We start from the raw sequence: 12769 nt of genomic DNA on the forward strand, positions 1-12769 counted from the left end.
TGGTAGGAAAATCTGGGTACAAGTCTGCCACTCTGTCCGAAGTCTTTCAAAAGGAATGACATGCACTGATGCGTATACGTGCGGCTATTTCTTGCCGAACGCTAAAAAAAACGGCCAATTTCCGCCGATACGTCATTTAACAAATTTCTGAAAGACTGCAGGAAGTTGCTCGGGTAAGTCCTCGGCAATCAGCCCGGGGCCAAATTGGCGCGCGCATTCAACATGCAGCCAGGCTGCCGTTTCCGCTGCCTGCATTGGGGCGAACCCTCGCGCCAGCAACCCGGTGATAAACCCGGCGAGCACATCGCCAGAGCCAGCCGTCGCCAACCACGGTGCCGAACGCTCATAATGGGCCGAATTGATCGCACAGCGCCCATCCGGTGCGGCAATCACCGTGTCCGGCCCCTTGAACAGAACCACACACCCTGCCCGCGTGGCCGCCTCACGCGTTGCGTCGACCTTGGAGTAGGCCGGGCCTCTGGTGGGAACCGCAGTCAACTTCTCAGCAATATCCGGGAAAAGCCGGGCGAACTCTCCACCATGCGGTGTGAGAACGCAATTATCGTGCAATTGGTCAAACAGAACCGCAGGGTCGTCCGCAAACGCGGTCAAAGCGTCCGCATCCAAAACTGTCGCCCGATTTGCAGCCAGAGCAACCGGAACCAACGCCTGCGCACGCTCCAATCCCAGACCGGGGCCAAGACAAAGCGTATTCAACCGCTCGTCGTTGAGAACATCGGACAACCCCTCACCACCCTCAACCCGTTGCAACATGATGGCCGTGACCTGCGCCGCAACTTCCATCTGCGCGGCCGGCGGGACACCCAACGTTACCAACCCGGCCCCAATCCGCAAAGCACCGCGCGCCGCCAATCGCGCCGCGCCAGTCTTTCCGGGGTCACCAGAAATAATCAGGGCGTGACCATGAGAGTACTTGTGCATCGCTTTGTTCGTTCGGAGATTGGAAGGGTACTTTTCTGACACTTGCCAGCGGGAATTCCCGGTCTCGTATTGAATGGAAGAGTTCCGTCGAAAAGACGGAACAAAATCGGCAATTCCAATTTCCTTGACCTTCAACGTTTCCGCCTGATCCGCCAAAAGGCCAATTTTATGGCCAAGCCGCTTGCGTTCGAACGTTACAATGAGACCGACGACCTCGGGTCCATCGTAGAACTGTGTTTCCTCGTCCAGAAACTTCCCGCTATCGGAACAATATCCAGAGGGAACATCGATAGCCACATCAATGCCAACCTTGAACATCTCACGGCAAAACGCCTTGGCGTCTCCAGAAAGCGGTCGCGACAACCCTGTTCCGAACACGGCGTCAATAACAAGGTCAAAGTCGGCTTTCAGCAATTCGCCCGCTACTGGATTACTGCCTTCGATATCTCCAATTTTGCTCCACCGTTCACAGTTCGCCTTCGCATCCGGCGGCAACTTTTCCGGATCGCCAAACAGAAAAACCTCGATCTCCCAACCCCACTCTTTCAACAGCCGCGCAACGACGAACCCATCACCGCCATTGTTGCCGGGACCGCACAAAACCACGGCAGTGCCAGACGTTCTTGACAGTTCAGGCCACTCCTCGAAAATCGCCTCGACGACCCCGCGACCGGCTCGCTCCATCATTTCCAGCCCGGTCACCTGACCTGACTCAATCGCCGCTGTTTCAATTGCTCGCATCTGCGCCGCTGTCAGCAATTCCGTCATCTCAAATCCCTTGGCGATTCAAATTCGCTTATTTTTTGTGCAAGTCGATCAAAATTTGACCCATCGCCTAGTTTCTCAACACCTTGTATGGGCCGATATCGCAATCACATTGCCGCCCGATTTTAGACGTGGTCAGTGCCTGACTGACAAGAGTTAATAGGAGCCCGGGATGAAGAAGATCGAAGCGATCATCAAGCCGTTCAAACTCGATGAGGTTAAAGAGGCGCTGCAGGACGTCGGCGTCCAGGGTCTCAGCGTGATCGAGGTTAAGGGCTTTGGCCGTCAAAAGGGCCACACCGAACTGTATCGCGGCGCGGAGTACGTCGTCGATTTCCTGCCCAAGGTGAAGGTCGAGGTTGTGCTGGACGACGATCAGGTCGACGCAGCCATCGACGCCATCGTCGCGGCCGCAAAGACCGACAAGATCGGCGACGGCAAAATCTTTGTCTCGCCTGTTGAACAAGCCATTCGCATTCGGACCGGGGAAACCGGCCCGGAAGCACTGTAACAAACTCAAAGCAGAGGAATATTAAGTTATGAGCAAGGACGCAGTTCTTCAGCTGATCAAAGACGAGGACGCCGAGTACGTCGACGTTCGCTTCACTGATCCCCGCGGCAAGCTTCAGCACGTGACGCTGATGGCCGACCAGGTTGACGAGGACTTCCTGGAAGAAGGCTTCATGTTCGACGGTTCTTCCATCGCAGGTTGGAAGTCGATTGAAGCATCCGACATGAAGCTGATGGTCGATACCGACAGCGCCTATGTTGATCCGTTCTACGCGGAAAAAACCATCTGCGTGCACTGCTCGGTTGTCGAACCCGACACCGGTGAAGCTTATGAACGTGACCCGCGCGGCACAGCCCAGAAAGCCGAAGCGTACCTGAAAGCGTCCGGTATCGGCGACGTTGCTTACATGGGGCCCGAGGCCGAATTCTTCCTGTTCGATGACGTCCGTTTCTCGAACAGTATCAACAAAGTATCATACGAAGTTGATGCAACTGACGCGTCGTGGAACACCGACACCGAGTACGAGATGGGCAACATGGGCCATCGTCCGGGCGTCAAGGGCGGCTACTTCCCGGTCAACCCCATCGACGAAGCGCAGGACCTGCGCTCGGAAATGCTGTCGACTATGAAGCGTCTGGGTATGAAGGTCGATAAGCACCACCACGAGGTTGCTTCGTGCCAGCACGAGCTGGGCCTAATCTTCGACAGCCTGACCAAACAGGCCGACGAGCTGCAGAAGTACAAATACATCATCCACAACGTTGCACACGCATACGGCAAATCGGCCACGTTCATGCCGAAACCGATCGCAGGTGACAACGGCACTGGTATGCACGTGAACATGTCGATCTGGAAAGACGGCAAGCCACTGTTCGCAGGCGACAAATACGCCGATCTGTCGGATGAGGCACTCTACTTCATCGGCGGCATCCTGAAGCACGCCAAAACGCTGAACGCCTTCACCAACCCGGCGACCAACAGCTACAAGCGTCTGATCCCGGGCTTTGAGGCCCCAGTTCTGCGCGCATACTCTGCACGTAACCGTTCGGGTTGTGTCCGTATTCCATGGACTGAAAGCCCGAAAGCCAAGCGCGTTGAGGCTCGTTTCCCCGATCCAGCTGCGAACCCTTACCTGGCATTTGCCGCTCTGCTGATGGCTGGTCTGGACGGCATCAAGAACAAGATCGATCCAGGCGAAGCCATGGACAAGAACCTCTACGACCTGCCCGCCGAGGAACTGGCCGATATCCCAACCGTCTGCGGTTCGCTGCGCGAGGCGCTGGAAGCGCTGGCGTCGGATCACGACTTCCTGCTGCAGGGTGACGTGTTCACCAAGGACCAGATCGACGGCTACATCGCACTGAAGATGGAAGAAGTCGAAACCTACGAGCACACCCCGCACCCGGTTGAATACGGCATGTACTACAGCTGCTGATCCCGTTCAGGGTTAGAATACTCAAGGGCGTCCATTTGGGCGCCCTTGTTTCGTTTGGTACGATCTCTCACACTCGGCCCACCCGGTTAGGAGAGATCGCATGTCATCAGACGCCCCCTTTTCTCAATTCACAGATTTCGTGACTTCGAGCGATGAACTGGAGCGAATAACCGGCGCGCCCCTGCCCCAGATCATCGCCAAAGAGCTGTCCGGGCTGGACCAGATGTGCCGCGACTTTATTGCCAAGTCCACATTCTGCCTGATTGCGTCGGCCAATCCAGGTGGTCATCTGGACATCTCGCCCCGAGGTGATCCAGAAGGGTTCGTAAATGTGTTATCCGACACCCTGATCGCAATCCCTGACCGACCTGGCAACAAGCGCGTGGATACGTTCCACAATATTTTGCTGGACCCACGCGTCAGCCTGATATTCTTCGTGCCGGGCAAGATGGAAACTCTGCGCCTTCGTGGCACTGCCCGTCTATGCAAAGATCGCGACTTGCTGGATAGCATGGCAATAAACAACCGCTCGCCGAAACTGGCCTTGGTCATCCATGTCGAAACAGTGTTCGCACACTGCCCCAAATGTGTGATACGCGCGAACCTGTGGCGGCCGGAGGAATGGCCGGACTCGTCTGAGTTACCGAACATGAACGCGATGATGGTCAAACACGCCAAGATAGACAAAACGCCTGAAGAGTGGTTTGAAAGCCTGAAAGGTACTGGAGAGTTGGACCTGTACTAACGTCTTTTCGGATTGGGGAATGCCACGTACCCTATCCATAACATTTCACTTGCCTGGATTTCACTGATGCTGCGATTTGCCCTTATACTTGCCCTGTCCCTTCCCACAGTTGCAGCCGCCGCTCCTTGCGGAAACACCAGTAACGGCTTCGAAGCATGGAAAAAGGACTTTGCGAAACAGGCCAAGCGTGCTGGCGTCAAAAAGAAGGGGCTGCAGGCGCTGGCACAAACGCAGTACGCCACGCGCACGATCGCTGCGGACCGCAATCAGAAAAGCTTTAAATATTCCTTGGACAAGTTCATGCGCGTACGCGGGGCAGACACCATCGTGGCGCAGGGGCGCAAACGTAAAGCACGCAACCCGCAATTCTATGCAGCACTCGAACGCCAATACGGCGTACCGGCCGGGGTACTGATCGCCATTCACGGCATGGAAACCGGGTTCGGAAACTTCATGGGGGACAGTCAGGTTGTTTCCGCAATCACAACACTGGCCTATGACTGCCGCAGGTCCGAATTTTTCATTCCTCACGCAATCGGAGCGCTGAAGCTGGTCGATCAAGGCAGCATTACGACAGCGACAAAAGGGGCAAAACATGGCGAACTTGGGCACACCCAGTTCCTGCCGGGCAATGCCATGCAATACGGGGTTGATGCCACCGGCGACGGTCAGGTCGACTTTTACAATATGACGGATGCATTGGCCTCAACCGCCAATTTTCTGCGTAAGAAGGGCTGGAAACCTGGTCGGGGCTATCAACAGGGTCAGCCAAACTTTGCTGTCATTCAACAGTGGAATGCCGCCTCGGTTTACCAACAATCCATTGCAATAATGGCTGCCCGAATCGACGGTTGAAGCAGGCTCGGGATTCCGGCAGTTACACCCGATTTCGGCCACATTGTCGCCACAGACGTCAAAAAGCCCTTAAAATGCCTAGGTTTCCATAGCGTAATCAATCCCCGCGATTTCTCATTTTTTTCCATTTTTGCCCAAATCTGCCCCAGATCGCTTGCTAGATTGTTTCCAAACACAGGATGCGACAAAGGACAGCGCAGTGACTCCGAAGCACAGCTATCACGGTGGTCTGCAATTCAACGGTAAGGCCGAAAACGCGGTCGAGCGGTTCAGCGACATCGTTGCCAAGACCCTTGCGGACTATGGTCACCTGGTCGAGCGTAAGTCTCTGCAGAACGACACCGAAGCAAGCATTGTGTCCAGCCAGTATTTGGTGCGCCTGACGCTGGATACCAAGGTCGCCGAAACCGAAGACCGGTTCGATCGCCTCAACCGCGCTGCAGGTCTGAAGACAATCCAGAGACCTATTGTCACCCTGCCGAATAACCGGCTGACGATCACAGTGACTCCAGTTTCCCCCCTATTGGATGACAGCGAAGTTACCGAGCTGATGCTGGTCGTAATCCTTTACAGAATGGTTGACGTCTGCGCGACCCAGCGGGTCGAATGGCTGTCGCCCAACACCGTTTTGACTATCGAACAATTCATGAGCGCATTTGACACGCTGGCCCCAAGCAGGCCGCGTGACAGAAAGCAGATTTTCGAGGCAGTGACAGGCCCGTTTGCCGGACTGAATGTTACTGACGCAGAAGACCTGGATGAGCCAGAAAAAAAGGCGCTGACCCCAGTAGCCCGGCCAATCCAGCTGTCAGATGAGCAGTTGCTCAGCATCGCTTTTCGGACAGAACCTATCGAGCAGCCTACCGATCGGGACGACACGCCCCCCCTCGTCCACGAGCAACCCAGCGATATCCTCCGACTGACCAGTTGGGGATTGACGGGTGCCGTGGCAAGCGTGTCCGTCCCGATTGCGGCCTCTTTGGCCGCTGTGAACCTGATAAGGGGCGAAGACTTCCGCCTGAACACTCAGGTGCTGGTGTATTCGGTCGCGATCTCCGCTCTCAGCACAAGCGGGGCACTTGCGGGCGCTGCCAGCGCGCTGGGCATGTAGCCTGGTATGAAATGACCCTCCTTGGAGGCCCCGCCATCAGGCGGGGTTTTCCATTTTTGGCACCTGCTCTGCCGCCAGAACATATGTATGGATCGAGAAAACCACGGCCTGCGTCTCTGGCAGTCGCAACAGCGTCTGCCGCTCACTTCGCAGGAACCTGGCGTGTCCTTGCTCCTGCGGGGCCCGTCGGTCGTATGCACTGCGAGGTTGATGCAGCTCGGCGTCCTCATACCACAGCGCGTTGAACCGCCACAGAGGGCGCCCTGGCTGTATCCCGTCAAACAACCGCTGAACTCGCCGGGCAATGTCGGAGTTGTAGCTGTCAACAGGCAGATGGATGTCGATCAGGGGCCGCATGAATTTCTCGGATAAACGCCAACTGGCAGGAAAACACAGGATGGCTCCGGTCAGAACATGTCCATCCCCCTGCTTTTGCAGGATGCAGAAATCTTCCTGCACCAATCGGCACAGAGTATCCAATGGCTGAACCTGATCGATCGAAACACCTGTCCCGTCCGGGCGAGTGACGTGATCTGTGCACTCGGGATAGACTTGGTTCAGGACAAGATCCAACAACTCCTGCGCAGCGGGTTTAGCACCTGCATCCATCGCCAGAACATCCGAACGATGACTAACCAAAAGGTCCTCGCGTCTTTGCATCTGGGCGGCGAACGCATCATCGTGGTGCAACCAGTTGTCCATGCTTGCTGGCTGAATGCCTGGCAATGGGCGCTTGTCCAACGGGTCATACGGAATTGAAGTCTGAAGAATGGTCGTCATGAATTTGACGTATCATCAGAATTTCCGCTTGTCGGTCAAAAAGCGACGAACGCACGGTCGCAAACCTTCAAGACGCCGAGAGATTGATTCTTCACGCTCAAAGAACAGGCAGGGAGACCCACCATGAACCGACACTACCGCGACAGCCGCAAGATCGACCCGACCAAAGGTGCGACCCTTGGTGATGGCACCCCGAATGAAAACGACCGGATCGAGATCGGCCCGACGCAGCTTGCGTTTTCAGAATGGGAAAAGGCTGGCCTTGCCCTGCCCGATCTGGCCCGGATGCGCGAACACCGGTGGAAACGGTTGACGCAGGCCATTGTCGATCGCGGCTATGGCGGGCTGTTGATGTTCGACCCGCTGAACATCCGTTATGCCACCGACAGCACCAACATGCAGTTGTGGAACACGCATAACCCATTCCGCGCCGTCTTGCTGTGCGCCGACGGCTACATGGTGATTTGGGACTATAAAAACTCTCCGTTCCTTTCCACGTTCAACCCGCTGGTGCGCGAGCAACGATCCGGAGCTGATCTGTTTTACTTTGACCGGGGCGACAAAGTCGACGTGGCCGCGGACGTGTTTTCCAACGAGGTGCGCGTTCTGATCGACGAACATGGTGGCGGAAACAAGCGCCTCGGCGTGGACAAGATCATGCTGCACGGCCTGCGCGCACTAGAGGCGCAGGGCTTCGAGATCATGGAAGGCGAAGAGGCTACGGAAAAGACCCGCGCCATCAAAGGCCCGGACGAAATCCTGGCCATGCGCTGTGCCAACCACGCCTGCGAAACCGCTGTGGCGGAAATGGAGAAATTCGCGCGCGCCAATGTGGGAGACGGCAAAACCTCTGAAGACGACATTTGGGCGGTGCTGCATGCCGAAAACATCCGGCGCGGCGGCGAATGGATCGAAACCCGCCTGCTGGCTTCGGGTCAGCGCACCAATCCTTGGTTTCAGGAATGCGGTCCCCGGATCACCCAACAGAATGAGATCATCGCCTTTGATACCGACCTGATCGGATCCTACGGCATCTGCATCGACATCTCGCGCACATGGTGGATCGGCGACGAAAAACCCCGGCCCGACATGGTCTATGCCATGCAGCACGCGCACGAACACATCATGACCAATATGGAGATGCTGAAGCCCGGCGTGATGATCCCGGAGCTGACGGCCAATGCTCACAAGTTGGACGACAAGTTTCTGGCGCAGAAATACGGCTGCCTGATGCACGGCGTCGGCTTGTGCGATGAGTGGCCTCTGGTTGCTTATCCGGACAAGGCAGTGGCAGGCTCTTACGACTACGCGCTCGAACCCGGCATGGTCCTTTGTGTCGAGGCTGCCGTTGGAGAGGTTGGCGGAGATTTCTCGATCAAGCTGGAGGATCAGGTTCTGATCACCGAAGACGGCTATGAGAACCTGACCACCTATCCCTTTGATCGGCAGCTCATGGGGCTGAGCTGACGTTTCAGTTCGACCAATGTGACCGTCTGACATTTCCGTGCCAGTCTTCGGACACGGGATCAAAAACCTGGGCCTCAGTGGATGTCACCGGCGGCAGAGTTTGACCAAGCGCAAATCCGATCACGCCGGTCAGGGCAATCACGGCCAGTATATCCGGGCGTAGAACCACGCCCCTTTGATCCATTGCAGTATGTGCCATTTGAACCTCCTGGGCTGCACGTGTGCGATGGTCGTAAGATGGGGGTGTGATATGAATTAGTAAAACAAATACTTTTTGCATTATACTTCACGAAATTTGATGCTTTAGGTTCACAGCAAAGACAAAGGAATGCGCGCAATCCGTTCGCTTCACTCACCTTCCCGTGACGCTTCTTACAATGGGGTTGAGCGGCCAGACGGAAGCACACACTATTAGTCATCCCGACGAACAAGGAACTGCCATGCCCACCGAACGCATTACCTTTGCCGGTCACGACGGCAACCAATTGGCCGCGCGCCTGGATTTGCCGGACGGACCGGTTCTGGCCACGGCGCTATTTGCGCATTGTTTCACCTGTTCCAAAGACATCCCTGCCGCGCGCAGGATCGCGGCCCGACTGGCGGCAATGGGCATCGCCGTGCTGCGATTTGATTTCACCGGGCTGGGTCATTCCGGTGGGGAATTTGCCAACACAACCTTTACCTCCAATGTCGAAGACCTGATCGCCGCCTCACATTATCTGGCGGGCCGCAACATGGCTCCGGCATTGCTCATCGGCCATTCGCTGGGTGGTGCGGCTGTGTTGCGCGCCCGCGCCGGAATTCCCAGCGTCAAGGCCGTGGTCACTTTGGGTGCACCCGCAGATCCGGGCCATGTAGCGCATCACTTCGAAGATGCGCTGCCGGAGATCAAGCAGGCTGGATCGGCGGACGTGATGTTGGGCGGGCGTCCCTTCCGCATTGGCAAAGCTTTTGTGGATGATATTTCCGAAGCAGCCCTGATGCCCGCTATCGCAGATCTGAAGGCCGCTTTGCTGATCTTGCACGCCCCTCGGGACGAGACCGTAAGCATCGACAATGCCAGCACAATCTTTCTGGCCGCCAAACACCCCAAGAGCTTTGTGACCCTCGACGATGCCGATCACCTGATTACCCGCGCATCCGATGCAGAATACGCGGCGGACGTGATCACCGCGTGGGTGACGCGATACGTCAAGCTCTGCCCGCCTGCCCCGCCACCGGGGGCGCCCGAAGGTGTCGTTCGAGTGACCGAAGCTGATCCGGAAGGCTTCCTGCAGGATATCCAGTCAGGTCCCCGGCACCACGCAGTTGCGGACGAGCCCGCCTCATACGGCGGCACCGACCGAGGCATGTCTCCCTATGGATTCGTGTCGTCTGGTCTTGGGGCTTGCACATCGATGACCATCCGCATGTATGCGCGGCGCAAGCGGTGGCCGCTGAAAACCGTTTCAGTCGATGTGTGCCACAACAAGGTCCACGCACAAGATGCCGGGCTGGCCAACGAAGGAAAAGTCGATCAGTTCCGCCGCAAGATCCGCCTTGAAGGTCCGCTGACGGCCGAGCAACGCGCGCGACTGCTGGAAATCGCGGACAAATGCCCGGTCCACAGAACCTTGGAAGGGTCAGCCCAGATCACGACGGAATTACTGGACTGACCCGCTAGCTCAGCGCCGCCCTGCGGGGCGGTGAATGGGTGGCCGAGCCGCCGGAGGCCGTGCGACTGGTGGTCTTGGACGGTTCGGTGGTCGGGACACCGGCGGTCTGTTCGGTGGCTTGGCGATTGGCGGAACGGGACGCGCAGGTGGGCGTCCATCCGGCGGTCTGGGTCGATCCGGTCGGTCGATGTCTATATCTACGTCCACGTCGTGATAGTAGTCGTTCCATAACATCGAGTCGTAGAAGGGGTCATACCCGTATCCCACGCCAACGGTGACGCCATCACAGGCCGAAAGCGTCAGTGTGGCAGCACCCAATCCAAGGGCAAGGGTCGCACGTTTGATCAATTTGCGTGTCATGTGCGCCTCCTTACTGAAGGGACCGGAACGACGCGAACACGGCGTTCAGGTCGTTCACATAAGCTGGATCGGCGCCGTCGCGCAGGATCGCCACGGCAATGGCTACGCGCCCCCTCGGCAAGTCGATCACTGAAACCGTAAAGTTAACACCACGTCCTTCGCGATTGCCGGTCCCGCGAATAACCCGTGCGGGCAATCCGCCGATACGCGTCGTGGTGGTTTCGGATACGGTCGGATCCTTGACCAGAAACCTGTCTATGTCTTCAAGATACCGCAGACCGCCCTCGATCGAGGCCACGCCAGCAGGCGACACAAAGCCCATCCAGACATTATCGTCCGTGACTGGCCGCATCCCCATGACCCGAGCCACGGCACGTGCATCGCCCAGCTCGGTATCTTCAATTTCGCGCGGGCCACCGGTGCGCAGCGCCCAGAAGTCGGGCACGGAAAAGCCGAATAGCGCGCGTCCATTGTCCGTATAGGTAACCGGAGTGTCGGCGGATGCCGTCCCACCGCTCAGCATAAGCGAAGCACAAACCGCGAGTGCCGAAGCTAATTGAATACGCATATCTCAATAACCTAATGATTTCATTGAATGCAGATTGACCTGCAGTGGCCCCTTTTGTCCAGCATTCCAATGTGCGGGCACAAAAAACCGCGCCGGGATATCTCCGGGCGCGGCTTCGTCAGATTTGGATTGGTTGGAAATTACGAACGAGCGTCGCCCACCAGTTTCCACAGGCCAGGGATCAGCAGTGCAGCCAGCACCAGCTTGATCGCGTCGCCCACCAAGAAGGGTGTCAGACCCCACTGCAGGATCGGCTGGTCCCATCCGTACAGCTGACCCAGCCACAACAGACCGGGCACGTAGATCGCGACATTTGCCAGAACCAGAGCCAACGCCATCTTGCCGAACGAACGGTCCCAACCTCGCGCGGCCAGTGCGCCCAGCAGAACGGTTGCCAGAAGGTAACCGACCAGATAACCGCCGGTACCGCCCATCATGTAAGTCAGACCGAATTTCTCAGCCGAGGAACCTGCGAACACATCAAAGCCCAGCGCGCCGATCAGCAGGTAGCCCAGCATGGTGGCCAGACCCAGACGTGTGCCATAGGCGGTGCCAATGGTCAGCACGGCAAAGGTGCCCATCGTGATCGGGACGGGCCACATCGGGACCTTGATCTTTGCGGCAATTGCAAGCGCCAGAATACCCAGAGCGACCAGCACAACCTGTTTGACGCGCAGCGCGGTGCCTTCGCGCGGGCCAATCGCATTGGCCAGTACATTCGCATTCATTCTTATGTCTCCACCTATTTTCAACTGCAGAAATGCCCGCTCAGAGCTTTGACTGCAACATGATTACGCTATCTTAACCGATATTCGGTGCTCATTTCATAAGATTTTCTAGGTCCCGAGACGATCCAGCGCACTGACCAGACCGGCCAGGCCGAAAAATCGTAGACAGCATCGTAGCTGTCGGGCGGGCAATCGTGGTGGTCAGACGCATGTGCCTGCCCCAAGGCCAGCCGGTGAAAATAGCGGCCGTCGTCAAAATGTATGGCAATCGTCGCACCCGCTGCTTGCCACAGGTACCTGCGCGTGCCTTTCATCTCGGCTTGCCCCGGCACACGCAGCGTGACCTCTTCGTCGTATGTCAAGCCGTCCTCGGTCGGGCTCAGGACCGTGTGACCATCGGCCTGCACCACCTGCCCCGCCTGCGTATCCAGAATGGTCCGGGTCAGGCTCCAATGGCCTTCGAAATCCGACAGTCTGCGCGGCAGGCTCATTCGGCAATTGTCCCGTCGGTCGTGGCACCGTTATCATCCACGAACCGGATCACATTGCCACTTTGCTCGACATCATAGCAGGCCCAAAAATCCGAAGGCGGCCAGACCGAGCAATAACGATCCTCGCGCACTGCCCACCGCCCTGCGCTGGGCCCGCCCGAGAAATACTGCGTCAGCATCGTATCATCGAAGGTCTGCCAGATGCCTTCCCCGTAATCGAGCTTCCGTCCAGTCAATGCAGACAGAATTTCATCCCCCGTCAGCGTTCTGAACTCCTCAGCCGCCAGAAAACTGGGCCATAGGGCCAAAATCAGGGCAAACCGTCTCATATTCGCACTCGCGCCTTGTTCCTTTGT

At 57.1% G+C, this 12769-nt stretch carries 15 protein-coding genes; 7 read left to right on the forward strand and 8 right to left on the reverse strand.

Annotated features, from left to right (window positions below):
* Positions 1-132 precede the first annotated feature (132 nt).
* Positions 133-1710 carry an NAD(P)H-hydrate dehydratase gene (locus AC2FJF_RS04925; RefSeq protein ID WP_496723457.1) on the reverse strand — a complete coding sequence of 526 codons (1578 nt, stop codon included), beginning with the start codon at positions 1708-1710 and terminating at the stop codon, positions 133-135.
* A 169-nt stretch (positions 1711-1879) separates the two neighbouring features.
* Between AC2FJF_RS04925 and AC2FJF_RS04930 the strand changes: the two genes are divergently transcribed.
* The 5 genes from AC2FJF_RS04930 (at position 1880) to AC2FJF_RS04950 (ending at position 6364) form a co-directional block, all read left to right on the forward strand.
* Positions 1880-2218 (forward strand): P-II family nitrogen regulator, encoded by a 339-nt coding sequence (locus AC2FJF_RS04930; protein WP_058274017.1) that lies wholly within the window; start codon positions 1880-1882, stop codon positions 2216-2218.
* A gap of 28 nt (positions 2219-2246) precedes the next feature.
* Positions 2247-3653 (forward strand): type I glutamate--ammonia ligase, encoded by a 1407-nt coding sequence (gene glnA, locus AC2FJF_RS04935; protein ID WP_496723459.1) that lies wholly within the window; start codon positions 2247-2249, stop codon positions 3651-3653.
* 100 nt (positions 3654-3753) lie between these two features.
* Positions 3754-4398 carry an MSMEG_1061 family FMN-dependent PPOX-type flavoprotein gene (locus AC2FJF_RS04940; RefSeq protein WP_496723461.1) on the forward strand — a complete coding sequence of 215 codons (645 nt, stop codon included), beginning with the start codon at positions 3754-3756 and terminating at the stop codon, positions 4396-4398.
* Between the two features lie 66 nt (positions 4399-4464).
* A complete protein-coding gene (locus AC2FJF_RS04945; RefSeq protein ID WP_496723462.1) occupies positions 4465-5253 on the forward strand; it encodes a lytic murein transglycosylase in 789 nt (262 codons plus the stop codon).
* A 199-nt stretch (positions 5254-5452) separates the two neighbouring features.
* Positions 5453-6364: a hypothetical protein gene (locus tag AC2FJF_RS04950; RefSeq protein WP_496723464.1), complete on the forward strand. Its 912-nt coding sequence runs from the start codon at positions 5453-5455 to the stop codon at positions 6362-6364.
* Positions 6365-6400: 36 nt separating this feature from the next.
* Here AC2FJF_RS04950 and AC2FJF_RS04955 read toward each other — a convergent pair whose 3' ends face one another.
* Positions 6401-7144, reverse strand: a complete 744-nt coding sequence (locus AC2FJF_RS04955; RefSeq protein WP_496723466.1) for a heme-dependent oxidative N-demethylase family protein — start codon at positions 7142-7144, stop codon at positions 6401-6403.
* Between the two features lie 123 nt (positions 7145-7267).
* Here AC2FJF_RS04955 and dddP point away from each other — a divergent pair, with 123 nt between their 5' ends.
* The gene (gene dddP / locus AC2FJF_RS04960) at positions 7268-8611 is read left to right on the forward strand and encodes a dimethylsulfonioproprionate lyase DddP (protein ID WP_496723468.1); all 1344 of its coding nucleotides are present in this window, start codon (positions 7268-7270) and stop codon (positions 8609-8611) included.
* A 4-nt stretch (positions 8612-8615) separates the two neighbouring features.
* Here dddP and AC2FJF_RS04965 read toward each other — a convergent pair whose 3' ends face one another.
* The gene (locus tag AC2FJF_RS04965; protein ID WP_496723470.1) at positions 8616-8810 is read right to left on the reverse strand and encodes a hypothetical protein; all 195 of its coding nucleotides are present in this window, start codon (positions 8808-8810) and stop codon (positions 8616-8618) included.
* A gap of 241 nt (positions 8811-9051) precedes the next feature.
* Between AC2FJF_RS04965 and AC2FJF_RS04970 the strand changes: the two genes are divergently transcribed.
* Positions 9052-10266, forward strand: coding sequence for a bifunctional alpha/beta hydrolase/OsmC family protein (locus tag AC2FJF_RS04970; RefSeq protein ID WP_496723472.1), 1215 nt, complete (start codon positions 9052-9054; stop codon positions 10264-10266).
* Positions 10267-10275: 9 nt separating this feature from the next.
* On the opposite strand, the gene AC2FJF_RS04975 is transcribed toward AC2FJF_RS04970, so the two are convergent.
* From AC2FJF_RS04975 to AC2FJF_RS04995, 5 genes are all read right to left on the reverse strand, one after another.
* Positions 10276-10626 carry a hypothetical protein gene (locus AC2FJF_RS04975; protein ID WP_082649311.1) on the reverse strand — a complete coding sequence of 117 codons (351 nt, stop codon included), beginning with the start codon at positions 10624-10626 and terminating at the stop codon, positions 10276-10278.
* A gap of 10 nt (positions 10627-10636) precedes the next feature.
* On the reverse strand, positions 10637-11194 hold the full coding sequence (locus tag AC2FJF_RS04980) for a hypothetical protein (protein ID WP_496723474.1): 558 nt from the start codon (positions 11192-11194) through the stop codon (positions 10637-10639).
* 140 nt (positions 11195-11334) lie between these two features.
* Positions 11335-11922, reverse strand: coding sequence for a biotin transporter BioY (locus AC2FJF_RS04985; RefSeq protein ID WP_496723476.1), 588 nt, complete (start codon positions 11920-11922; stop codon positions 11335-11337).
* 68 nt (positions 11923-11990) lie between these two features.
* A complete protein-coding gene (locus AC2FJF_RS04990; protein WP_496723478.1) occupies positions 11991-12413 on the reverse strand; it encodes a DUF6314 family protein in 423 nt (140 codons plus the stop codon).
* Positions 12410-12742, reverse strand: a complete 333-nt coding sequence (locus AC2FJF_RS04995) for a hypothetical protein (RefSeq protein ID WP_496723480.1) — start codon at positions 12740-12742, stop codon at positions 12410-12412. Before AC2FJF_RS04995 ends, AC2FJF_RS04990 begins: the two co-directional genes overlap by 4 nt.
* Positions 12743-12769: the final 27 nt, after the last annotated feature.

This window comes from Ruegeria sp. CDSB013, assembly GCF_059611165.1.

Coding starts and splice junctions, on each gene's coding strand:
- AC2FJF_RS04925 (WP_496723457.1), bottom strand. CDS start 1,710: ATGACGGAATTGCTGACAGCGGCGCAGATGCGAGCAATTGAAACAGCG.
- AC2FJF_RS04930 (WP_058274017.1), top strand. CDS start 1,880: ATGAAGAAGATCGAAGCGATCATCAAGCCGTTCAAACTCGATGAGGTT.
- glnA (WP_496723459.1), top strand. CDS start 2,247: ATGAGCAAGGACGCAGTTCTTCAGCTGATCAAAGACGAGGACGCCGAG.
- AC2FJF_RS04940 (WP_496723461.1), top strand. CDS start 3,754: ATGTCATCAGACGCCCCCTTTTCTCAATTCACAGATTTCGTGACTTCG.
- AC2FJF_RS04945 (WP_496723462.1), top strand. CDS start 4,465: ATGCTGCGATTTGCCCTTATACTTGCCCTGTCCCTTCCCACAGTTGCA.
- AC2FJF_RS04955 (WP_496723466.1), bottom strand. CDS start 7,144: ATGACGACCATTCTTCAGACTTCAATTCCGTATGACCCGTTGGACAAG.
- dddP (WP_496723468.1), top strand. CDS start 7,268: ATGAACCGACACTACCGCGACAGCCGCAAGATCGACCCGACCAAAGGT.
- AC2FJF_RS04965 (WP_496723470.1), bottom strand. CDS start 8,810: ATGGCACATACTGCAATGGATCAAAGGGGCGTGGTTCTACGCCCGGAT.
- AC2FJF_RS04970 (WP_496723472.1), top strand. CDS start 9,052: ATGCCCACCGAACGCATTACCTTTGCCGGTCACGACGGCAACCAATTG.
- AC2FJF_RS04975 (WP_082649311.1), bottom strand. CDS start 10,626: ATGACACGCAAATTGATCAAACGTGCGACCCTTGCCCTTGGATTGGGT.
- AC2FJF_RS04980 (WP_496723474.1), bottom strand. CDS start 11,194: ATGCGTATTCAATTAGCTTCGGCACTCGCGGTTTGTGCTTCGCTTATG.
- AC2FJF_RS04985 (WP_496723476.1), bottom strand. CDS start 11,922: ATGAATGCGAATGTACTGGCCAATGCGATTGGCCCGCGCGAAGGCACC.
- AC2FJF_RS04990 (WP_496723478.1), bottom strand. CDS start 12,413: ATGAGCCTGCCGCGCAGACTGTCGGATTTCGAAGGCCATTGGAGCCTG.
- AC2FJF_RS04995 (WP_496723480.1), bottom strand. CDS start 12,742: ATGAGACGGTTTGCCCTGATTTTGGCCCTATGGCCCAGTTTTCTGGCG.